Below are 19,092 nucleotides of genomic sequence, written 5' to 3'. Positions count from 1 at the left end.
AGAATCGCTTTCGCCTCACTTACGCATGTATTTGGGCCAGAACCGGCGAGGCACTACCAGCCGCATGAACTCCGACAACTGGCGCATCACCCCCGGCTGCGGCGCGGGGGCGCGGCGGCGGCCGGGGGCGGGTTCGGCCTGCTTGCGGTGCGTGCCCTCGGTGCCGCGGCGCTGCGCGGGCACCTGCCCCGGCCGGCCCACCTCGCCGGACGGAGCCTGGTCCGGCTGCCCCGCCGGGACGTGCGGCGGGCGTTCGGCGCCCGCGCGGTGCTGGCCCCGGTGCGCCGGACGGCGGCCGGTCACCGGCAGCCCGGGCAACCCCGGCAGCCCCGGCAGGCCGCGGCCGCCGCCGCGCGGCGGGGTGGTGGCCTGGGTGGACATCCGGCGCGGTGGCCCGCCGAGCGGCTCCTCGGCGGCGCCGCCCGCGGCCACCCGGGCGAGCATCAGCGCGGCCCGGGAGGCGTCCAGCCGGACGGCGGGGTCGATGCGCAGCAGCCCGGTGAGCACCGGGGCGAGCGGTCCGGCCCGCTCCATCGGGATCGGCTCGCCGCTGGTGAGCGCGGCGAGCGCGGCGGCGGCGGTGCGCCGGCCGTGCAGGCCGCGGCCCTCGACGGCGGTGTAGAGGGTGGCCCCCAGGGACCACAGGTCGGCGGACGGGCTGGCCCGGTCGCCGAGGACGCGTTCGGGGGCGATGTAGCCGGCCGAGCCGAGCACGATGCCGGCCTGGGTGATCGATGCGTCGCCCTCCAGGGCGGCCAGCCCGAAGTCGGTCAGCACCGCCCGGTCCTCGGTGACCAGCACGTTGCTGGGCTTGACGTCGCGGTGCAGGATGCCCTTGCCGTGCACGGCGCGCAGCGCGGCGAGCACCTGGCGGCCGATCTCGGCCACCCGGCGGGGCGGCAGCGGGCCCTGCTCGCGGACCAGGTCCTCCAGGGAGCGGGCACGCAGCAGCTCCATGACGATCCACGGCCGGTCGTCCTCGGTCACCACATCGAAGACCGTGATCAGTGACGGGTGGGCGACCATCGCGGTGGCCCGGCCCTCGCGCTCGGTGCGCGCGCACAGCTCGGCGCGCAGCTCCTCGTCCAGCACCAAGGGCAGCCTGACCTCCTTGACGGCCACCTCGCGTTCGAGCAGCTCGTCATAGGCGCGCCAGACCGTCCCCATCCCGCCGCGCCCGACCGGCTCGACGAGCCGGTATCGCGAGGCAAGCTCGTATCCGGCCGGGGCGCGCATGAACGGCAGCTTACCTATTCGTTTGTCACCGCCTGTAGAGGCCATGCCGATTCTCTGTTGAGATCTTGTGTCAGGAAGTACTTACGTACCGGATTCTCAGCGCCGCCGGCCGATGCTGAGCACCGGGCCGGCGGTGTCTTGGAAGAAGTCGCCGCCCTTGTCGTCCACCACGATGAACGCCGGGAAATCGACGACCTCGATCTTCCATACCGCCTCCATGCCCAGCTCCGGATATTCCAGAACCTCCACCTTCTTGATGCAGTCCTGCGCGAGCCGGGCGGCCGGGCCGCCGATCGAACCGAGATAGAAGCCGCCGTGCGCCTGGCAGGCGTCGGTGACCTGCTTGGAGCGGTTGCCCTTGGCCAGCATGACCAGCGACCCGCCGGCCGCCTGGAAGCGCTCGACGTAGGAGTCCATCCGGCCGGCGGTGGTCGGGCCGAACGAGCCGGAGGCGTAGCCTTCCGGGGTCTTGGCCGGGCCGGCGTAGTAGACCGCGTGGTCGCGCAGGTAGGCGGGCATCTCCTCGCCGGCGTCCAGCCGCTCGGCGATCTTGGCGTGCGCGATGTCCCGGGCCACCACCAGCGGGCCGCTGAGCGAAAGGCGCGTCTTGACCGGGTGGCGGGACAGCTCGGCACGGATCTCGGCCATCGGCCGGTTCAGGTCGATCGGCACCACGTCGCCGGACAGGTGCTCGTCGGTGGTGTCGGGCAGGAACCGCGCCGGGTCGGTCTCCAGCCGCTCCAGGAAGACCCCGTCTGCGGTGATCTTGGCGAGCGCCTGCCGGTCGGCGCTGCAGGAGACCGCGATGGCCACCGGGCAGGAGGCGCCGTGCCGGGGCAGCCGGATCACCCGCACGTCGTGGCAGAAGTACTTGCCGCCGAACTGGGCGCCGATGCCGAGCCGCTGGGTGAGCTCGAAGACCTTCTTCTCCATCTCCAGGTCGCGGAAGCCGTGCCCGGCGGGCGAGCCGGACGCGGGGATGGCGTCCAGGTACCGGGCCGAGGCGTACTTGGCGGTCTTGAGCGCGTACTCGGCGCTGGTGCCGCCCACCACCACCGCCAGGTGGTACGGCGGGCAGGCGGCGGTGCCGAGTGAGCGGATCTTCTCCTCCAGGAACTCCAGCATGCGGCGCTCGTTGAGCACCGCCTTGGTCTCCTGGTACAGGAACGACTTGTTGGCGCTGCCGCCGCCCTTGGCCATGAACAGTAGCTTGTACTCGTCGGGGTGGCCGTGCGGGTCCTCGGCGTACAGCTCGATCTGGGCGGGCAGGTTGGTGCCGGTGTTCTTCTCGTCCCACATGGTCAGCGGGGCCATCTGCGAGTAGCGCAGGTTGAGCTCGGTGTAGGCGTCGTACACGCCGCGGGCGATGTGCGCGGCGTCGCCGCCGTCGGTGAGGACGTGCCGGCCGCGCTTGCCCATCACGATGGCGGTACCGGTGTCCTGGCACATGGGCAGCACGCCGCCCGCCGAGATGCTCGCGTTCTTCAGCAGGTCGAGCGCGACGAACCGGTCGTTTCCGCTGGCCTCCGGGTCATCGATGATCTTCCGGAGCTGGGCCAGGTGGGACGGGCGCAGGTAGTGGGAGATGTCGCGGATCGCGGTGGCGGTCAGCAGCCGCAGCGCCTCCGGTTCGACCTCGAGGAACCTCCGGCCGGCCGCCTCGACGCGCCGCACCCCCTCGGAGGTGACCAGGCGGTAATCCGTCTCGTCCGGCCCCAGTGGAAGCAGGTCGGTGTAGTCGAATCCGGGCATCCCTCAGGCTCCTCCGCGCTTCGCCGCCGTCGTTCCCAGTGCAGGGTACGGCGCGGCGGCCACTTCTCCTGACCGGGGGTTGTCCACTGTTGGGGAAATGATGGGCAATCAGTGGCAACCCTGGGCGTTTTATAACTCGAAGTCCCCTTTATAGCCGTTCGATAATCGAGTTGAAGCGAGCGTGATGGGAGGCGGCCATGGACATGGGCTACATCGTGGTGGTGATCCTCGGTGTGATCGTCGTGGCGTCGGCACTGGGTGTCGCGCTGGTCGCCATCGTGCTGCACGGCATCCACGGCGATCCGGTCGAGTGGCCGGTCAGCGAGCCGCGGCAGCCGGCCGGACCGCGACGGCTCGCCCCCCGCCGGCGCGTCGCGTCGCTGACCGCGGCGCGCGACGACGGCACCAGGCATCCCGAGTGGACCGGCGGCGAGCTCGCGGGCGAGGACCTGCGGCCGGTCGGCACGCACGAGGAGAAGCACGCCGTGCCCGGCAGGGCACGGTGGTGGTGACGCCTGGCGTCCCACCGGCGGACCCGGACCGCCCTACCACGCCGGAACGTCCGGGTCCGCCACCAAGCCCGTGGCCTGGGCGGCTTCGCGCCGTCCAGGCCACGGTCATTTGCCGGCATTAATGCCGCGATTCTCGACAGCTCATCCGAATGTCCGGACAAAGTCTTGACGGTGGACATCCCGGTACGTAGAAGATGGGGGGCGGGTCCGGACGAGCTGAGCGCGGAGGCGGCATGCGGGTAGGTCTTGTAGGTCTCGGCCGCATCGGCGCCTTCCACGCGGCGACGCTCGCCGCCCATCCCGACGTCGGCGAACTGGTGCTCGCCGACGCCGACGAGGTGCGGGCCAAGGAGGTCGCCGGCCGGGTCGGCGCCGCCACCGGAGACCCGTTCACCGCCGACGCCCTGGTGGTGGCCACGCCCACCGCCACGCACGCCGCGCTGATCCTGCGCGCCTGCGCGGCCGGCCTGCCGGTGTTCTGCGAGAAGCCCGTCGCCCCGGACCTGGCGGAGACCGAGCGGGTGGCCGCCGAGGCCGGCCGGGCCGGCGTGCTGGTGCATATCGGCTTCCAGCGCCGCTTCGACGCCGGCTACGCCGCCGCCCGCCGGGCACTGCGCGGCGGCGAGCTCGGCGACCTGCACCGGGTGCACATGCTGACCGCCGACCCGCGCCCGCCCGCCGCCGAGTACATCCCCCGATCCGGCGGGATCTTCCGCGACTGCCACATCCACGACTTCGACGCACTGCGCTGGGTGACCGGCCGGGAGGTCGAGTCGGTGTTCGCCATCGGCGCCAACCGGGGCGCGGAGTTCTTCGCCGCGGCCGGCGACGTCGACAACAGCGCCGCGCTGCTCACGCTGGACGACGGCACCCTGGTCACCATGCAGGGGTCTCGGTACAACGGGGCTGGGTACGACGTCCGCATGGAACTGGCCGGCACCCGCCGCACCCTCGTCGCGGGCCTGGACGACCGCGTGCCGCTCGCCTCGGCCGAACCGGGTGCGGGCTACCCGCCCGGCGAGCCGTGGCCGGATTTCGGCGCGCGGTTCGAGGCCGCCTACGTCGCCGAGATGGACGCGTTCCTGCGCGCGGTGCGCGACGGCGGCCCGAGCCCCTGCCCGGTGGACGACGCGCTGGCCGCGCTGCGGGTCGCCGAGGCCGCCGAGGCGTCCCGGCGCGCCGGCCGTCCGGTGCGGGTCGCCGAGGTGACCGCGTGACCGGCGGGCCGCGGATCGCCGCGGCGCCGATCTCCTGGGGCGTGTGCGAGGTCCCCGGCTGGGGCCACCAACTGGACCGGGACCGGGTGCTCGGCGAGATGCGCGACCTCGGGCTGGCCGCCACCGAGCTGGGCCCGGACGGCTTCCTGCCGCCGTCCCCCGAGCGGCGCCGCGCGCTGCTCGACTCCTACGGGCTGACCGGCATCGGGGGGTTCGTCCCGCTGGTGCTGCACGAGCCGGACCACGACCCGCTGCCGGAGGCGCGGGCCACCTTCCGCGGCTTCGCCGAGGGCGGGGTGGACATGGTGGTGCTCGCCGCGGCCACCGGGGTGGACGGCTACGACGAGCGGCCCGCCCTCGACGCGGCCGGCTGGCGGGCCCTGCTCGGCAACCTCACCCGGCTGGCCGAGGAGGCCGGCCGGTTCGGGCGGGCCCTCACCCTGCACCCGCACGTCGGCACCATGATCGAAACCCGGGACGAGGTCGACCGGGTGCTGGACGGCTCGTCGGTGCCGCTCTGCCTGGACACCGGGCACCTGCTGATCGGCGGCACCGACCCGCTGGACCTGGTGCGCCGGGCCGCCGGCCGGATCGCCCACGTGCACCTGAAGGACGTGGACGCCGCGCTGGCCGGCCGGGTGCGGGCCGGCGAGATCACCTACACCGACGCGGTGCGGGCCGGCGTCTACCGGCCGCTCGGCCGGGGCGACGTGGACGTGGCCGGCATCGTCGCCGGGCTCGGCGCGGCCGGTTACCAGGGCTGGTACGTCATGGAGCAGGACGTCGTGCTGGCCGCCGAGCCGCCGCACGGCGGCGGCCCTCGCGCGCAGGTCGCCGAGAGCCTCGCCTACCTGGCCGCGCTGCCCGGCGGGCCGGCCGCGGGCGGTGCCGGGTGACCGAGGTGCTCACCATCGGCCGGGTCGGGGTGGACATCTATCCGCTGCAGGTCGGCGTGTCGCTGCGCGAGGTGGAGACCTTCGGCAAGTACCTGGGCGGCAGCCCCACCAATGTGGCCGTCGCCGCCGCCCGGCTGGGCCGCGCCGCCGCCGTCATCACCCGGACCGGCGCCGACCCGTTCGGCGCGTTCGTCCACGACGCGCTGCGCTCCTACGGGGTGGACGACCGGCAGGTGACCGAGGTGCCGCACCTGCCGACCCCGGTGACGTTCTGCGAGATCCACCCGCCCGACCACTTCCCGCTCTACTTCTACCGCCACCCCAAGGCCCCCGACCTGGAGATCCACCCCGAGGAGCTGGACCTGGCCGCCGTCCGGGACGCCGGGCTGTTCTGGGCCACCGTGACCGGGCTGTCGCAGGAGCCGTCCCGCGCCGCGCACTTCGCCGCCTGGGAGGCGCGCGGGCGGGCTCCGCTGACCGTGCTGGACCTGGACTACCGGCCGATGTTCTGGGAGTCGGCCGCCGAGGCCGGCCGGTGGGTGCGCCAGGCGCTCGGGCACGTCACCGTGGCGGTCGGCAACCTGGACGAGTGCGAGGTCGCGGTCGGCGTCCGCGAGCCGCGCGCGGCGGCCCGGGCGCTGCTGGACCTGGGCGTGGAGCTGGCCGTGGTCAAGCAGGGGCCGGCCGGGGTGCTCGGCATGACGGCCACCGAGACGGTGGAGGTGCCGCCGGTGCCGGTGGAGGTGGTGAACGGCCTCGGCGCCGGGGACGCCTTCGGCGGCGCGCTGTGCCACGGCCTGCTCGCCGGCGGCGACCTGGCCGAGGTGCTGCGGTTCGCCAACGCGGCCGGGGCGATCGTCGCCGGCCGGCTGGCCTGCGCGCCCGCCATGCCCACCGCCGCCGAGGTCGAGGCCGTGCTGGCCGGCCGGCTGGACATCGCCGCCGGCGCGCCGCTGCCCGGAGCCGGCCGTGCGTGACGAGGACCGCCGCAAGCTCGCCGAGATCCGCGCCCGGCACCCCGGCCGGATCGCCGAGGCGGCCGCCGAGCGCCGGCGCCGCCCGCTGCTGGCCGGGCGCGAGCAACTACTGATCATCGCGGCCGACCACCCGGCGCGCGGCGCCCTGGGCGTGCGCGGCCGGCCGATGGCGATGGGCAGCCGGATCGACCTGCTCGACCGGCTGCGCGTGGCGCTGGCCCGCCCCGGCGTCGACGGCCTGCTCGCCACCCCCGACGTCGTGGAGGACCTGCTGCTGCTCGGCGCGCTGCACGACAAGATCGTCATCGGTTCGATGAACCGTGGCGGCCTGCACGGCACGGCCTTCGAGTTCGACGACCGATTCACCGCCTACGACACTGGTTCGATCGTCCGGATGCGGCTGGACGGCGGCAAGATGCTCTGCCGGATCGGGCTGCGCTCCGCCGAGACCGCCGGCACCTTGGAGGCCTGCGCCCGGGCGATCACCGGCCTGGCCGGGGAAGGGCTGGTCGCCATGATCGAGCCGTTCTGGTCGCACCGCGACGAGGGGGTGGTGCACCACGACCTGTCCGCCGAGGGCATGATCCACGCCATCCACGTCGGCCAGGGCCTCGGCGCCACCTCCGCGCACACCTGGCTGAAGATCCCGGTGGTCGCGGACATGGAGCGGGTCATGGAGGCGACGACCCTGCCCACCCTGCTGCTCGGCGGCGACCCCTCCGCCGCGCCGGACGACGTCTACGGGTCGTGGGGCAAGGCGCTGCGGCTGCCGGGCGTGCGGGGCCTCGTGGTCGGCCGCGCGCTGCTCTACCCTCCTGACGACGACGTCGCCGCGGCCGTCGACATCGCCGCCGGGCTGCTGGAGGTCCCCTGATGTCCCACATTCCCGCCGGTGCGACCGCCGCCGCCCCCTGGGCGCTGCGCGTCACGCCCGAGCTGGCCGGCTGGACGTACGCCGGGCTGCGGGTGCTCAACCTCAGCGGCGAGACGGTGGAGTTCGACACCGGCGAGGAGGAGATGCTGGTGCTGCCGCTGTCCGGGTCGTGCCAGGTGGAGTGCGAGGGCACCACCCTGGCGCTGCGCGGCCGCGAATCGGTCTTCACCGGCGTCTCCGACTTCGCCTACCTGCCGGTCGGGGCCACCGCCAGGGTCACCGGGCACGGCCGGTTCGCGCTGCCGTCCGCCCGGGCCGAACGCCGGCTCCCGGTGCGGTACGGCCCGGCCGGGCGGGTGCCGGTGGAGATCCGCGGCGCCGGCCAGGCCGCCCGGCAGGTGAACAACTTCTGCGCCCCGGACGCCTTCGAGTGCGACCGGCTGGTCGCCGTCGAGGTGCTCACCCCGGAGGGCAACTGGTCGTCCTACCCGCCGCACAAGCACGACACCGCCGGCGCGGGCGAGGCGGTGCTGGAGGAGATCTACTACTTCGAGGGCGGCCCCGGCTACCAGCGGGTGTACGGCTCGCCCGGCCGGCCCATCGACGTGCTCGCCGAGGTGTCCTGCGGCGACGTGGTGCTGGTCCCGCACGGCTACCACGGCCCGTCGATGGCCGCCCCCGGGTACGACCTGTACTACCTCAACGTGCTGGCCGGCCCGGCCGCCGAGCGGACCATGGCCTTCTGCGACGACCCCCGGCACGCCTGGATCAGGGACACCTGGGCCGGGCAGGCCGCCGATCCGCGGCTGCCGATGACCTCCGCCCCGAAGGAGGGCTCATGACGACCGTCCGGCTGACCGTGGCGCAGGCCCTGGTCCGCTTCCTGGCCGCGCAGTGGAGCGAGCGCGACGGCGTCGAGCAGCGGCTGATCGCGGGCTGCCTCGGCATCTTCGGGCACGGCAACGTGGCCGGCGTCGGCCAGGCGCTGGCCGAGAGCGGCGCCGGCCTGGCCGACCCGCTGCCGTACTACCTGGCCCGCAACGAGCAGGCCATGGTGCACACCGCGGTGGGCTTCGCCCGGGCCCGCGACCGGCTGTCCACCTTCGCCTGCACCACCTCCATCGGCCCGGGCGCCACCAACATGGTCACCGGGGCGGCGCTGGCCACCATCAACCGGCTCCCGGTGCTGCTGCTGCCCGGCGACGTGTTCGCCACCCGGGCGGCCGGCACCGTCCTGCAGGAGCTGGAGGACCCGCGCTCCTACGACGTGGGCGTCAACGACTGCCTGCGGCCGGTGTCGCGGTTCTTCGACCGGATCCACCGGCCCGAGCAGCTGCCCGCCGCGCTGCTCGCCGCGATGCGGGTGCTCACCGACCCGGCCGAGACCGGCGCGGTCACCATCGCGCTGCCGCAGGACGTGCAGGCCGAGGCCTGCGACTGGCCGGCCGCGCTGTTCGACCGGCGGGTGTGGCACGTGGCCCGGCCGGTCCCGGACGCCGCCGCGCTCACCCGGGCCGCCGCCGCGATCCGGGCGGCCCGCCGGCCGCTGGTCGTCGCCGGCGGCGGCGTCGTCTACAGCGAGGCGTGGGCGGAGCTGGCCGGCTTCGCCGCCGCGCACGGCGTCCCGGTGGGGGAGACCCAGGCCGGCAAGGGCGTGCTGCCGCACCACCACCCGTGCGCGCTCGGCGCCATCGGGCACACCGGCACCCCGGCGGCCAACACGATGGCCCGCGAGGCCGACCTGGTGCTCGGCATCGGCACCCGCTACACCGACTTCACCACCGCCTCGCGCACCCTGTTCGGCGACGCCCGGTTCGTGAACCTCAACGTCACCGCGTTCGACGCGGCCAAGCACGCCGGCGAGATGCTCGTCGGCGACGCCCGCGAGGGGCTCGCCCTGCTGCGCGCCGCGCTGGCCGGCTGGACGGCCGACCCGGCGTGGACCGCCCGTGCCGCCGAGCTGTCGGCCGCCTGGCGGGCGCGGGCCGCCGAGCTGACCGGTGGCGGCACGCTCACCCAGCCCGTGGTGCTCGGCGCGGTCAACGACGCCGCCGGCACCGACGGCGTGGTGGTGAACGCGGCCGGCTCCATGCCGGGCGAGCTGCACAAACTGTGGCGGTGCGCCGGCCCGAAGTCCTACCACGTCGAGTACGGCTACTCATGCATGGGCTACGAGATCGCCGGCGGCCTCGGCGTGAAGTTGGCCGCGCCGGACCGCGAGGTGTTCGTGCTGGTCGGCGACGGCTCCTACCTGATGATGGCCCAAGAGATCGCCACCGCGGTGCAGGAGGGCGTCAAGCTCGTCGTGGTCATCGTCGACAACCAGGGCTTCGCGTCCATCGGCGGGCTGTCGGAGTCGGTCGGCGCCCGGCGGCTCGGCACCGCCTACCGCGCCCGGATACCCGGCGGCGGGCTGGACGGCGACCGGCTGCCCGTCGACCTGGCGGCCAACGCGGCCAGCCTGGGCGCCGACGTGCTGCGGGCCGCCGACCCCGACTCGCTGCGCGCCGCGCTCGCCAAGGCCCGCGAGGCCACCCGCACCACCGTGGTGCACGTCGAGACCGTGCCCGGCGCGGCGCCGGAGACCACCGCCTGGTGGGACGTCCCGGTCGCCGAGATCGCCGCGGACCCCGGCCCGCGCGAGCGCTACGAGCAGGCCAAACGCGCCCAGCGCCCCTACCTGTGACCCCCCGCCGCCGGGCTAGGCGGGTTCGGTCCGGACGGGGGCGGGTGATGGGGCGGGGACGCGGGGGCGGAAACCGCCGGCCAGCACGATGATCGCCGCGGCGAGCAGCAGCGGCGCGGCGAACGCCACCCGGTAGCCGGCCGGGTCAGCGATCCCGCCGACCAGCGCGGCCCCGGCGACGAAGCCGACATAGTTGAACATGTTGACCCGGGCGACGGCCACCGCCGCCCGTGCCGGGTCAAGCCGCCCGGCGGCCGAGAACGACTGCGGCGCCACCACCGACAGCCCTACCCCTGCCAGCCCGAACGCCGCCACCGCGAGCGTCGCGTCCGGCGCGGCGACCACGCCGGCCAGCCCGAGGGCGGCCAGCGCGCCCCCGGCCCGGACGATCGCCGCCGGGCCGAACCGGCGGACCGCCCGGTCGCCGCCCACCCGGACCAGGAAGGTGGCGGCCTGGTAGGCGCCGAGCGCCCAGGGGACCAGCGCGGCCCCCGCGTGCAACTCCTTCTCCAGGTAGACCGAGCCGAAGTTGGAGATCGACGCGTCCCCCACGTACAGGAACGCCATCGCCAGGCAGAGCGGCAGGATCGGCCGCCACGGCATCCGGCGGCCGGACCGCGCCTGGTCGGCCGGGTCGTACGGAGAGCGCGGGACCTCCGGGCCGCCGCCGGTCGTCGCGAGGTGCTCGCCGGCGTCCCCGGCCGGGGGGACGTGCTCGTCGGCGGTCCGGTACAGCACCGGGGCGGCGATGCCGGCCACCACGGCGGCGGGCACCATCGCCGCCGCGAAGGTGGCCGGCAGGTCCAGGCCGAGCCCGCCGGCCACCGACGCCCAGCCCGCGCCCAGCACGGCCGCCGCGCTCCACACCGCGTGGAAGCCGGTGAGCACCGGCCGGCCGTACCGCCGCTCCACCGCCACCGCCTGCATGTTCATCCCGGCGTCCACCGCGCCCAGGCACAGGCCGAACAGCACGTTCGCCGCGACCAGCGCCGGCACCCCGGGCGCCAGGCCGGCCAGCACCACCGCCACCGCGGCCAGCGGCTGGGCCGCGCGCAGCACCGGACGGCTGCCGTACCGGCGGGCCAGCTCGCCGGCCAGCACGCTGCCGAGGCCGGCGATGACCGGCACCGCCAGCAGCAGGATCGCCAGCTCCCCGTCGCCCAAGGCGTGCCTGCGCTGCAGCGCGGCCACCTGGGTGAGCAGGGTGGCGAAGGTCAGCCCCTGCACCGCGAACACCGCGGACACCGCGAGTCGGGCACGCCGGTCACGGGAAGCGGGCACCACGGCCTCCGGAGAACATGAGCCAGAGTCAGATCCGGCCAGGCTACGAGCCCCGTCCCCCCGGGTCAACGCCCTGGGTCGTCGTCCGCCAGGTGGTCAGGGCCAGATGCGGTCGGGGCGGGGGAGGCCGGGCGGGGGGTCGAGCCGGACGGCGCGGAAGTCTCGCACGGTGAAGCCGTCGACGAGGTGCCCGTCGTGCCGCAGGAAGCCGACCAGCGCGGCCACGGCCTGCGCGCCGCCGGCCGCCCGCGCGTGCCCGGTGAGCAGGTAGACGCGGGTGGCGGAGAGCTGGTCCAGCAGGTAGTTGCGGCCGTGCCGGCGGACCTCCTTGAGCGTGCGGACCGGGATCGCCGAGTGCGCCTCGAACCACACCGCGACCTCCCAGATCGGCAGCGTCGGCTCGGCGTCACCGGACAGCTGGTAACAGGGAGCGCAACCGTGCCGGGCGTCGTACCCGTGCGGGCACGCCCAGTACGCGGCGTCGTCCCGGACGGTCACCAGGTCGGCTCCTTCGGCAGCGGGCGGGCCGGCACGGCCGTCGCGGCGGGCGCCGGGGTGCCGCCCGCACCGCGACGTGCGGTGACGGTACGAGCCCAGTCTCGCCGATCCGGCGCCCCACCTGGGCACGATGACCAAGGGAAAGGGGCCCGCCGGGTGCCGGCGGGGTGATCCGGTCGCCCGTCCGGGTGCGGAACGCCGGCGATGGGAGTCCGCCGGGTGCCGGGCGGTTCGCCGTCCGGGCCCGGTGGCGGAGACGAAGGCGCTCGCCGGCGGCCGGAGGGGTGATCCGGTCGCCCGCCGGGTCCGGGGGAGCGGGAGCGGGGGGTACGCCGGAAGCCGTGGGGGTGATTTGCCGGTCCGTCCGGGACCGGGTGGCGAGGCAAGGGGGTCTGGAGCGCGCCGGACACCGCTTTCCGGGTTACTGTCGAAGCGTGGACGCGTGGCGCGGTGCGAGTCGGCACCAGTTGGCAGGCCAGTGGCGGCGGCAGGGCGCGCCCGCCCTGCGGCAGTTGATCTCCGGGGTGCTGGCGAGCACCCAGCCCGCGCCGACCGCCGGCACGTACGAGCTGCGGGCCTCCGACGAGGACCGCGAGCGGGTGGCGGCCGTACTGCACGACGCGGTCGCCGACGGCCGGCTCCGGCCCGACGAGCACGAGGAGCGGGTGGAGGCCCTCTACCGCGCGCGCACCTTGGGCGAGCTGGCCGCCCTCACCACTGACCTGCTGCCCGAGCACCAGCAGCCGCTGCGCGCCGACGGGCGCCCGGTGATGGCGGTGTTCCAGGCCGAGGAGCGCAGCGGGCGGTGGGTGGTGCCCTCGGTCTACCCGGTGACCGCGGTCGGCGCCGGGGTCACCCTGGACCTGCGGGAGGCGCTGCTGCAGAGCAGCCACGTCACCGTACAGGCCCGGGTGGTCGGCGCGACCCTCACCCTGGTCGTGCCGCGGGACGTGCGGGTGGTCGTCTCCACCACGGGCATGCTCGGCGGCCGCCGGCATCACGTGCCGGTGGACGCGCCGCCCGGCGCGCCGGTGATCGAGGTCACCGGCACGATCATGATGGGCAACGTCGTCGCCAAGGCGCCGAAGCCGCCCCGCGCCTCGCGCTTCGGCCGCCGCCGCCGCTAGGCCGGCCCCGGCGCCGCACGGCACCCGGCCATGGCCGGGTGCCGGATTCGCCGCGGCGGCGGGCACCGGATGGGCGAAGCCCGGGTCGACGTGGGTGAGCGGCGTCAGGTGGCGGTGTCGAAGTTGATGGCGCTGTAGGCGCGCAGCTTCCAGAGCTGGTGCTCGCTCTCCACCTTGCGCACCGTGCCCGACCGGCCGCGCATGACCAGCGAGCTGGTGACGGCCGCTCCGCTGCGGTAGCGGACGCCGTACATCAGCTCGCCGTCGGTGATGCCGGAGGAGGCGAAGAACACGTCGTCGGAGGTGACCAGGTCGTCGGTGGTCAGCACCCGGTCCAGGTCGTGCCCGGCGTCCAGGGCGCGGCGCCGCTCCTCGTCGTCGCGCGGCCACAGCCGGCCCTGGATGACGCCGCCCAGGCACTTCAGCGCGCAGGCGGCGATGATGCCCTCCGGCGTGCCGCCGACGCCGAGCATCAGGTCGATGCCGGTGTCCCGGCGGGCGGCCATGATCGCGCCGGCCACGTCGCCGTCGGTGATGAACTTGATGCGGGCCCCGGTCTCCCGGATCTCCTTCACCAGGCCCTCGTGGCGCGGCCGGTCCAGCACCACCACCGTCACGTCGGACGGCGAACACGTCTTGGCCCGGGCCACCGCGGCGATGTTGGCGGCCACCGGCGCGTTGATGTCGACCGCGTCCGCCGCCTCCCGGCCGGTGACCAGCTTGTCCATGTAGAACACCGCCGACGGGTCGTACATCGACCCGCGCGGGCTCACCGCGATCACCGAGATGGCGTTCGGCATGCCGAGCGCGGTCAGCCGGGTGCCGTCGATCGGGTCCACCGCCACGTCGCAGGCGGCGCCGCTGCCGTCGCCAACCCGCTCGCCGTTGAACAGCATGGGGGCGTTGTCCTTCTCGCCCTCGCCGATCACCACCGTGCCGTCCATCGACACCGTGTTGATCAGCTGGCGCATCGCGTTGACCGCCGCGCCGTCGGCGCCGTTCTTGTCGCCGCGGCCGACCCACCGGGCCGCGGCCATGGCGGCCGCCTCGGTCACCCGGACGAGTTCGAGGGCGAGGTTGCGGTCGGGGGCGCTCTCGCTGGTGGCGAGCGCCGGCGGCACGGACGTCTGTTCCGACATGGTGACAAGCCCCTCAGATATGTACGAACGCCGATCGGGACGCCCTGTACTGGACCTACCTGGTTCCCTGCTTTCTAATCCAGCCTGGGCCAACGATCGTAGTTGCCGCCCTCCGGCGGGGAGCGGGCGGCTACTGTCGCCTGCATGAGCAGCGACACGGAACGACAGGTGACTGTGCGCACCTCGGAACGCGGCGCCGCCACGCGCGGCGCGCTCCTGGACGCCGCGAGGGAGATCTTCGTCTCCCGCGGGTTCGCCGAGACCGGGGTCACCGATGTCGTCTCCCGGGCCGGCGCGAGCGTCGGCAGTCTTTATCACCATTTCTCAGGAAAGGCGGATCTTTACCTGACCCTGTTCGACGAATTCCAGGCCCGGCAGACGCAGCGCACCAAGCAGGCCGTCCAGGCCGCGCGCGCCGAGGGCGAGACCGACCCGATGCGCCTGTTCGTCGCCGGCGCCCGCGCCTACCTGGAGGGCTGCTTCGACGAGCGCGAGCTCGCCGCGCTGTTCCTGCGCGGCGACGGCCCGCCCGGTTTCGAGGTCGTCATGCGGGACCGGATGCGGCAGTGGGCCCGCCGCAACGCCGCGCTGTTCGAGGACGACCGCGGCGCGCTGGTCACCGTGGTGACCGGGGCGCTGGCCGCCGCGGTGTCGGAGGTCGCGCTCGCCGAGGACGTGGCCGCCACCCGGCGGCTCGCCGAGGACGTCCTGACCATCATCGGGCGGATCCGCCGCCCCTAGCCGCGCCGCGCGAGGGAAGTCCGGTCCGGGACCGCTGCCACCGGCCGGTATCCTCCCTGGTTGTGCGCCGCTTCACCGAAGGTTTCCACGGCTACGCCTTCGCCGTGCTGCTCTGTCTCGCGATCGTCGGCGTGCTGCTGCTGATCAGGCCGATCCAGGCGCCCGAGCACATCCCCAAGGTCGACTACACGATCAGCCTGGCCAACGTGCGCCGGGCCGCCCCGTACGAGGTGCGGGTGCCGAAGGCCGTCCCGGCCGGCTGGGTGCCGACCAGCTCCACCGTCGAGACCAGCCCGCACGTCACCTGGCGGCTCGGCTTCGCCACCGCCCGCCGCTCGCACGCCATGCTGGCGCAGAGCGACGAGCCGGGCCACGAGTTCGCCAACCGGATGGCCAACAGCGACAAGAACACCGGCAGCCGGCAGATCGGCGGCGCCACCTGGCAGGAGCGGTTCCGCCCGGACAAGAAGCAGCGCTCGCTGGTCAGCATCGGCCCGGACGTCACCGTCGTCGTCACCGGCCTGGCCGGCTGGGACGAGCTCGCCCAGCTCGCCGCCACCCTCCAGCCGCTGCCCCGGCCCACCGCCGCCCCCTCTCCCGCCGCGTCCTGAGCCGGTGGCGTCCGGCGCCCGCCGCCGGTCAGTGCACGGCGCCGAGCCGGTCGAGCAGCAGGGCCAGCCGGGCCTCGCGCCCGGCGGGGGGAAGCCGGCCGGCGCGGGACAGCGCGATCAGCCCGTGCAGGGCGCTCCAGACGACCTCCGTCAGGATCTCCGGGTCGCCGCGGCCGGCGAACCGGGCGACCCCTGACAGCAGCGCCTGGAAGCCGGCCCGCAGCGGCTCGGGGGTGTCGTCCTGGCCGAACGGCAGGTCCACGGCCATCGTGAACATGGCGTCGTACAGCGCGGGGTTCTCCTCGGCGAACGCCAGGTAGGCCCGGGCCAGCCCCTCCAGCGTGGCCCGCGGCTCGTCCGCCGGCGTCGCGGCGCGCAGTCGCGCGGCCAGTTCCGTGAAGCCCTCCAGCGCCACCGCCGCGACGATGGCGTCCTTGCCGGCGAAGTGGCTGTACAGGACCGGCTGGCTGTACTCGATCTCGTCGGCCAGGCGGCGGGTGGTCACCGCGTCCCAGCCCTCGGACTCGGCCAGCGTGCGTGCGGTCTTGAGGATCAGGTCGTGGCGCTGGGCGCGCTCGCGTTCTCTGCGCTGCTGGGTGGACACTCGAAAAATTCTAGCACCGCTAGCTAATTGAGCGGCGTTAGGCTAGCGTTGCTAGAAATTCTAGTAATGAACATAAGGAGACAACATGGTCATCATCGCCACCTGGCTCGCCGGACTGGTCGCCCTCGGGATCATCCTCATCGGCATCCGATTCCTGCTGCGGCCGGTCGCGTCGGCGGAGGGCTTCGGGGTGCCGGTGTCCATGAACGCGTACCTGACCGTCAAGGGCGTGCGGGACATCACGGCCGGGCTCGTCGCCCTCCCGGCCCTGGTGACCGGGAACCAGCACATGCTCGGCTGGCTGGTGCTCGCCAGCGTGTTCGCCCCGGCGGGCGACATGGTCGTCGTGCTCCGGAACGGCGGGCGGCGGGCGGTGGCGTTCGGCGTCCACGGCCTCACCGCCGCGGTGATGGTGGCGATCGCGGCGGTCCTCATCCTGGGATGAGGCGCCCGTCGAGCGATGTTCCAGGGGCCGTGGCGGCGGCGCGGCGGGCCGGCCACGGCGCGATCGCCGTCGGCGCGGGCCTCGCCCGTCGGTACGGCCGCCGCGTCACGCGCCGCCGGGGCGTATCGCCGGCCCCGGCCGGTCGCGCGGCAGGCCGGTGCCGGGGCCGGTCAGGTGCCGGTCAGGTGCCGGTCAGGTGCCGGTCAGGTGGCGGCCCGGGGCCGGCGGGCCGGGCCCGGGTCAGCCGGCCGGGGTGTCGTTCTGTCCGCCCACCTGGTCGGCGAGCTTCGCCAGGCTCTCGTCCAGGGTGCGATCGACCTGGTCGGCCGGCGGCGCGTGGCTCTCGTCGAAGAACGACAGGTGCACGGTGACCTCGCTGGCCCCGGCACCGCTGTCGGCCACCTGCAGCCACCCGCTGTAACCATCGGTGTCCCGGGTGCCCCACTCCAGGCGGAGCTGCTCGGGCACCGCGCGGAACAGCGCGCGGGCATCCTGCCCGCTGCCGTCCTCGTGCACCGTCACCGCGGGCGGGTCGTCCGCGCGCACGTGCAGCTCACCGGGCAGCCAGGTGTCCAGCCGGTCCAGGTCGGACGCCTGCTCGAACACCAGCTCCGCCGGCGCCGGCATGGTACGGGAACGCTCGAACTCGCTCATCGCCGATCACTCCTCGTCATCACGGTTCGACCGGCCCGTACCCCGCCTGCCGCGGTCCATCCGCCCGCCCGGCGATCTTCACGGCGTCTCCCGCGGGAGGGATTCAGAAGGGCGTCTCGTCGGCCGGGGCGGGGCCGTCCTCGCGGCGGGCCATGGCGGCGGCCAGCCGCACCCGGGCGCCCTGCAGCCACTCCGCGCAGACCGCGGCCAGCCGCTCGCCGCGCTCCCACAGCTCGATCGACTGCTCCAGGGTCAGTCCGCCGGCCTCCAGCCGCCGCACCACCTCGGTGAGCTCCTCGCGGGCCTGTTCGTACGTCGGCGTCCCCGCCTTCTCCTCAGCCACGCCCCCACCCTACGGGCATCGGCCCGCCCGCCGCCCGCACGGCTCGGACCTGGACGTACCCGCCCGCGCTCGGGCGCGGCCGCGAGGTTGGACGCCGGCTCGGACCCGGGGTTCCCGGCCCGCCTCGGGGGCCGGCGCCCGAGGCTCGGCGCGATCAGGAGGCGGGCGGTTCGGACACCACGACCGGCACCCGGTCGTCGGCGAACCGCACGGTCAGCGGCTGCCCGGGCGCCAGATCGGCCGCGCGGCGCACCACGTCCCCGGCCGGGTGCTGCACGATCGCGTACCCGCGCTCCAGGGTGGCGGCGGGCGACAGCGCCACCAGCCGGGCGCGCAGGTGCTCCAGCGAGTCCTCGGCCCGGTCCAGCGAGGACGACAGGGAGCGCCGCGCGCGGTCCCGCAGCGCCTCGGCCTGCTCGGCCCGGCGTTCGACCTCGCGGACCGGATCCGCCAGCGACGGCCGGGAGCGCACCGCGGCCAGCCAGGACTCCTCGCGGTCCAGCCGGCCGGTGACCACCCGGCGTCCCCGGTCGCGCAGCTGGCGCACCAGGGTGAGCTGCTCGCCGACGTCCGGCACCACCTTCTTGGCCGCGTCGGTGGGCGTCGAGGCCCGGACGTCGGCCACCAGGTCGAGCAGCGGGCTGTCCTGCTCGTGCCCGATCGCGCTGACCACCGGGGTGCGGCAGGCCACCACCGCCCGCACCAGAGACTCGTCGGAGAACGGCAGCAGGTCCTCCAGCGACCCGCCGCCCCGCGCGATCACGATCACCTCGACCTCGCCGTCCGCGTCGAACTTGCGCAGCGCCTCGGTCACCTCGCCCACCGCGTACGGCCCCTGCACGGCCACCGGCTCCACCTTGAAGCGGACCGCCGGCCAGCGGCGGCGGGCGTTCTCCAGCACGTCGCGCTCGGCCGCCGAGTCGCGGCCGCAGATCAGCCCGATGGTGCCGGGCAGGAACGGCAGGCGGCGCTTGCGCTCGGCGTTCGCCAGCCCTTCGGCCACGATCACCTGGCGCAGCCGCTCCAGCCGGGCCAGCAGCTCGCCGACGCCCACCGGGCGCATCTCCAGCGCGGTGAAGGCGAACGACCCCCGGTTGACCCAGAAGTCCGGCTTGATCAGCACGACGACCCGCGCTCCGTCCACCGGACGGGGGACGGTCGCCTCGTACACCCCGCGCGGGCAGGTGACCCGGGCGGACACGTTGGCGACCGGGTCGCGCAGGGTGAGGAAGACCGTGCCGCCCCGGGAGGACAGCTCGGTGATCTGCCCCTCGGCCCAGACGGTGCCGAGCTTGCCGATCCACTGGGCCACCATCTGCAGCACCGAGCGGATCGGCAGCGGCTGCTCCGGTGAGGTCTTCGCCGTCATGCGGGCAGCCTACAAACCATCACCGGCCTGGCCGTGTCGCCCGGCCTGGCCGTGTCGCCCGGCCTGGCCGTGTCGCCCGGCCTGGCCGTGTCGCCCGGCCTGGCCGGGTGGCCGGCGGCCGGGCGGCGCG

The 19,092-nt window shown here is 74.8% G+C and carries 20 protein-coding genes; 11 read left to right on the top strand and 9 right to left on the bottom strand.

The annotated features are described in order from the left end of the window. Nucleotides 1-15: 15 nt before the first annotated feature. Both Sru01_RS13775 and Sru01_RS13770 read right to left on the bottom strand, forming a co-directional pair. Nucleotides 16-1,236 carry a serine/threonine-protein kinase gene (locus Sru01_RS13775; RefSeq protein ID WP_203984783.1) on the bottom strand — a complete coding sequence of 407 codons (1,221 nt, stop codon included), beginning with the start codon at nt 1,234-1,236 and terminating at the stop codon, nt 16-18. A 96-nt stretch (nt 1,237-1,332) separates the two neighbouring features. Continuing rightward, nucleotides 1,333-2,988 (bottom strand): fumarate hydratase, encoded by a 1,656-nt coding sequence (locus Sru01_RS13770; protein WP_203984782.1) that lies wholly within the window; start codon nt 2,986-2,988, stop codon nt 1,333-1,335. Between the two features lie 197 nt (nt 2,989-3,185). On the opposite strand from Sru01_RS13770, the gene Sru01_RS13765 reads away from it, so the two are divergent. From Sru01_RS13765 to iolD, 7 genes are all read left to right on the top strand, one after another. Beyond that, nucleotides 3,186-3,500 carry a hypothetical protein gene (locus Sru01_RS13765; protein ID WP_203984781.1) on the top strand — a complete coding sequence of 105 codons (315 nt, stop codon included), beginning with the start codon at nt 3,186-3,188 and terminating at the stop codon, nt 3,498-3,500. A gap of 233 nt (nt 3,501-3,733) precedes the next feature. Continuing rightward, nucleotides 3,734-4,717, top strand: coding sequence for a Gfo/Idh/MocA family protein (locus Sru01_RS13760; protein ID WP_203984780.1), 984 nt, complete (start codon nt 3,734-3,736; stop codon nt 4,715-4,717). Then, on the top strand, nt 4,714-5,613 hold the full coding sequence (locus Sru01_RS13755; protein WP_239137399.1) for a TIM barrel protein: 900 nt from the start codon (nt 4,714-4,716) through the stop codon (nt 5,611-5,613). The genes Sru01_RS13760 and Sru01_RS13755 overlap by 4 nt, the downstream gene beginning before the upstream one ends. After that, complete coding sequence (gene iolC / locus Sru01_RS13750; RefSeq protein ID WP_203984778.1) at nt 5,610-6,590, top strand: 5-dehydro-2-deoxygluconokinase; 981 nt, start codon at nt 5,610-5,612, stop codon at nt 6,588-6,590. Before Sru01_RS13755 ends, iolC begins: the two co-directional genes overlap by 4 nt. Continuing rightward, nucleotides 6,583-7,464 carry a Cgl0159 family (beta/alpha)8-fold protein gene (locus Sru01_RS13745; protein WP_203984776.1) on the top strand — a complete coding sequence of 294 codons (882 nt, stop codon included), beginning with the start codon at nt 6,583-6,585 and terminating at the stop codon, nt 7,462-7,464. Before iolC ends, Sru01_RS13745 begins: the two co-directional genes overlap by 8 nt. After that, complete coding sequence (iolB, locus tag Sru01_RS13740) at nt 7,464-8,306, top strand: 5-deoxy-glucuronate isomerase (RefSeq protein ID WP_203984774.1); 843 nt, start codon at nt 7,464-7,466, stop codon at nt 8,304-8,306. The genes Sru01_RS13745 and iolB overlap by 1 nt, the downstream gene beginning before the upstream one ends. Continuing rightward, a complete protein-coding gene (gene iolD / locus Sru01_RS13735) occupies nt 8,303-10,150 on the top strand; it encodes a 3D-(3,5/4)-trihydroxycyclohexane-1,2-dione acylhydrolase (decyclizing) (RefSeq protein ID WP_203984772.1) in 1,848 nt (615 codons plus the stop codon). The genes iolB and iolD overlap by 4 nt, the downstream gene beginning before the upstream one ends. Before the next feature lie 15 nt (nt 10,151-10,165). Here the strand turns inward: iolD and Sru01_RS13730 are convergent, their stop codons facing one another. After that, complete coding sequence (locus Sru01_RS13730; protein ID WP_203984771.1) at nt 10,166-11,431, bottom strand: MFS transporter; 1,266 nt, start codon at nt 11,429-11,431, stop codon at nt 10,166-10,168. Nucleotides 11,432-11,527: 96 nt separating this feature from the next. Beyond that, nucleotides 11,528-11,929 (bottom strand): hypothetical protein, encoded by a 402-nt coding sequence (locus Sru01_RS13725; protein ID WP_203984770.1) that lies wholly within the window; start codon nt 11,927-11,929, stop codon nt 11,528-11,530. A gap of 434 nt (nt 11,930-12,363) precedes the next feature. Here Sru01_RS13725 and Sru01_RS13720 point away from each other — a divergent pair, with 434 nt between their 5' ends. Continuing rightward, complete coding sequence (locus Sru01_RS13720; RefSeq protein ID WP_239137398.1) at nt 12,364-13,056, top strand: DUF1707 SHOCT-like domain-containing protein; 693 nt, start codon at nt 12,364-12,366, stop codon at nt 13,054-13,056. 104 nt (nt 13,057-13,160) lie between these two features. Here Sru01_RS13720 and glpX read toward each other — a convergent pair whose 3' ends face one another. Further along, nucleotides 13,161-14,195: a class II fructose-bisphosphatase gene (gene glpX / locus Sru01_RS13715; protein WP_203984769.1), complete on the bottom strand. Its 1,035-nt coding sequence runs from the start codon at nt 14,193-14,195 to the stop codon at nt 13,161-13,163. Between the two features lie 144 nt (nt 14,196-14,339). Between glpX and Sru01_RS13710 the strand changes: the two genes are divergently transcribed. Together Sru01_RS13710 and Sru01_RS13705 are read left to right on the top strand one after the other, a co-directional pair. Continuing rightward, a complete protein-coding gene (locus tag Sru01_RS13710) occupies nt 14,340-14,936 on the top strand; it encodes a TetR/AcrR family transcriptional regulator (RefSeq protein WP_203984768.1) in 597 nt (198 codons plus the stop codon). A 62-nt stretch (nt 14,937-14,998) separates the two neighbouring features. Beyond that, a complete protein-coding gene (locus Sru01_RS13705; RefSeq protein ID WP_203984767.1) occupies nt 14,999-15,547 on the top strand; it encodes a DUF4245 domain-containing protein in 549 nt (182 codons plus the stop codon). 28 nt (nt 15,548-15,575) lie between these two features. Here the strand turns inward: Sru01_RS13705 and Sru01_RS13700 are convergent, their stop codons facing one another. After that, nucleotides 15,576-16,151 carry a TetR/AcrR family transcriptional regulator gene (locus Sru01_RS13700; RefSeq protein WP_203984766.1) on the bottom strand — a complete coding sequence of 192 codons (576 nt, stop codon included), beginning with the start codon at nt 16,149-16,151 and terminating at the stop codon, nt 15,576-15,578. 85 nt (nt 16,152-16,236) lie between these two features. On the opposite strand from Sru01_RS13700, the gene Sru01_RS13695 reads away from it, so the two are divergent. Continuing rightward, nucleotides 16,237-16,596, top strand: a complete 360-nt coding sequence (locus Sru01_RS13695; protein ID WP_203984764.1) for a DUF4267 domain-containing protein — start codon at nt 16,237-16,239, stop codon at nt 16,594-16,596. Between the two features lie 240 nt (nt 16,597-16,836). On the opposite strand, the gene Sru01_RS13690 is transcribed toward Sru01_RS13695, so the two are convergent. From Sru01_RS13690 to xseA, 3 genes are all read right to left on the bottom strand, one after another. Then, nucleotides 16,837-17,250: an SRPBCC family protein gene (locus tag Sru01_RS13690; RefSeq protein ID WP_203984763.1), complete on the bottom strand. Its 414-nt coding sequence runs from the start codon at nt 17,248-17,250 to the stop codon at nt 16,837-16,839. A 103-nt stretch (nt 17,251-17,353) separates the two neighbouring features. Further along, nucleotides 17,354-17,593 carry an exodeoxyribonuclease VII small subunit gene (locus tag Sru01_RS13685; RefSeq protein ID WP_203984762.1) on the bottom strand — a complete coding sequence of 80 codons (240 nt, stop codon included), beginning with the start codon at nt 17,591-17,593 and terminating at the stop codon, nt 17,354-17,356. A 154-nt stretch (nt 17,594-17,747) separates the two neighbouring features. Then, nucleotides 17,748-18,962: an exodeoxyribonuclease VII large subunit gene (xseA, locus tag Sru01_RS13680; protein WP_203984761.1), complete on the bottom strand. Its 1,215-nt coding sequence runs from the start codon at nt 18,960-18,962 to the stop codon at nt 17,748-17,750. Nucleotides 18,963-19,092: the final 130 nt, after the last annotated feature.

Source organism: Sphaerisporangium rufum (genome assembly GCF_016863395.1).
Lineage (GTDB): Bacteria > Actinomycetota > Actinomycetes > Streptosporangiales > Streptosporangiaceae > Sphaerisporangium > Sphaerisporangium rufum.
Note: the sequence above shows the minus strand (reverse complement) of the source record. Positions and strands in the feature narration are given on the sequence as shown.

Bases quoted from the DNA above. Each gene is read 5' to 3' on its own strand.
- Sru01_RS13695 (WP_203984764.1), top strand. From the start codon at position 16,237: ATGGTCATCATCGCCACCTGGCTCGCCGGACTGGTCGCCCTCGGGATC.
- xseA (WP_203984761.1), bottom strand. From the start codon at position 18,962: ATGACGGCGAAGACCTCACCGGAGCAGCCGCTGCCGATCCGCTCGGTG.
- Sru01_RS13770 (WP_203984782.1), bottom strand. From the start codon at position 2,988: ATGCCCGGATTCGACTACACCGACCTGCTTCCACTGGGGCCGGACGAG.
- Sru01_RS13690 (WP_203984763.1), bottom strand. From the start codon at position 17,250: ATGAGCGAGTTCGAGCGTTCCCGTACCATGCCGGCGCCGGCGGAGCTG.
- Sru01_RS13760 (WP_203984780.1), top strand. From the start codon at position 3,734: ATGCGGGTAGGTCTTGTAGGTCTCGGCCGCATCGGCGCCTTCCACGCG.
- glpX (WP_203984769.1), bottom strand. From the start codon at position 14,195: ATGTCGGAACAGACGTCCGTGCCGCCGGCGCTCGCCACCAGCGAGAGC.
- iolB (WP_203984774.1), top strand. From the start codon at position 7,464: ATGTCCCACATTCCCGCCGGTGCGACCGCCGCCGCCCCCTGGGCGCTG.
- iolD (WP_203984772.1), top strand. From the start codon at position 8,303: ATGACGACCGTCCGGCTGACCGTGGCGCAGGCCCTGGTCCGCTTCCTG.
- Sru01_RS13765 (WP_203984781.1), top strand. From the start codon at position 3,186: ATGGACATGGGCTACATCGTGGTGGTGATCCTCGGTGTGATCGTCGTG.
- Sru01_RS13775 (WP_203984783.1), bottom strand. From the start codon at position 1,236: ATGCGCGCCCCGGCCGGATACGAGCTTGCCTCGCGATACCGGCTCGTC.
- Sru01_RS13710 (WP_203984768.1), top strand. From the start codon at position 14,340: ATGAGCAGCGACACGGAACGACAGGTGACTGTGCGCACCTCGGAACGC.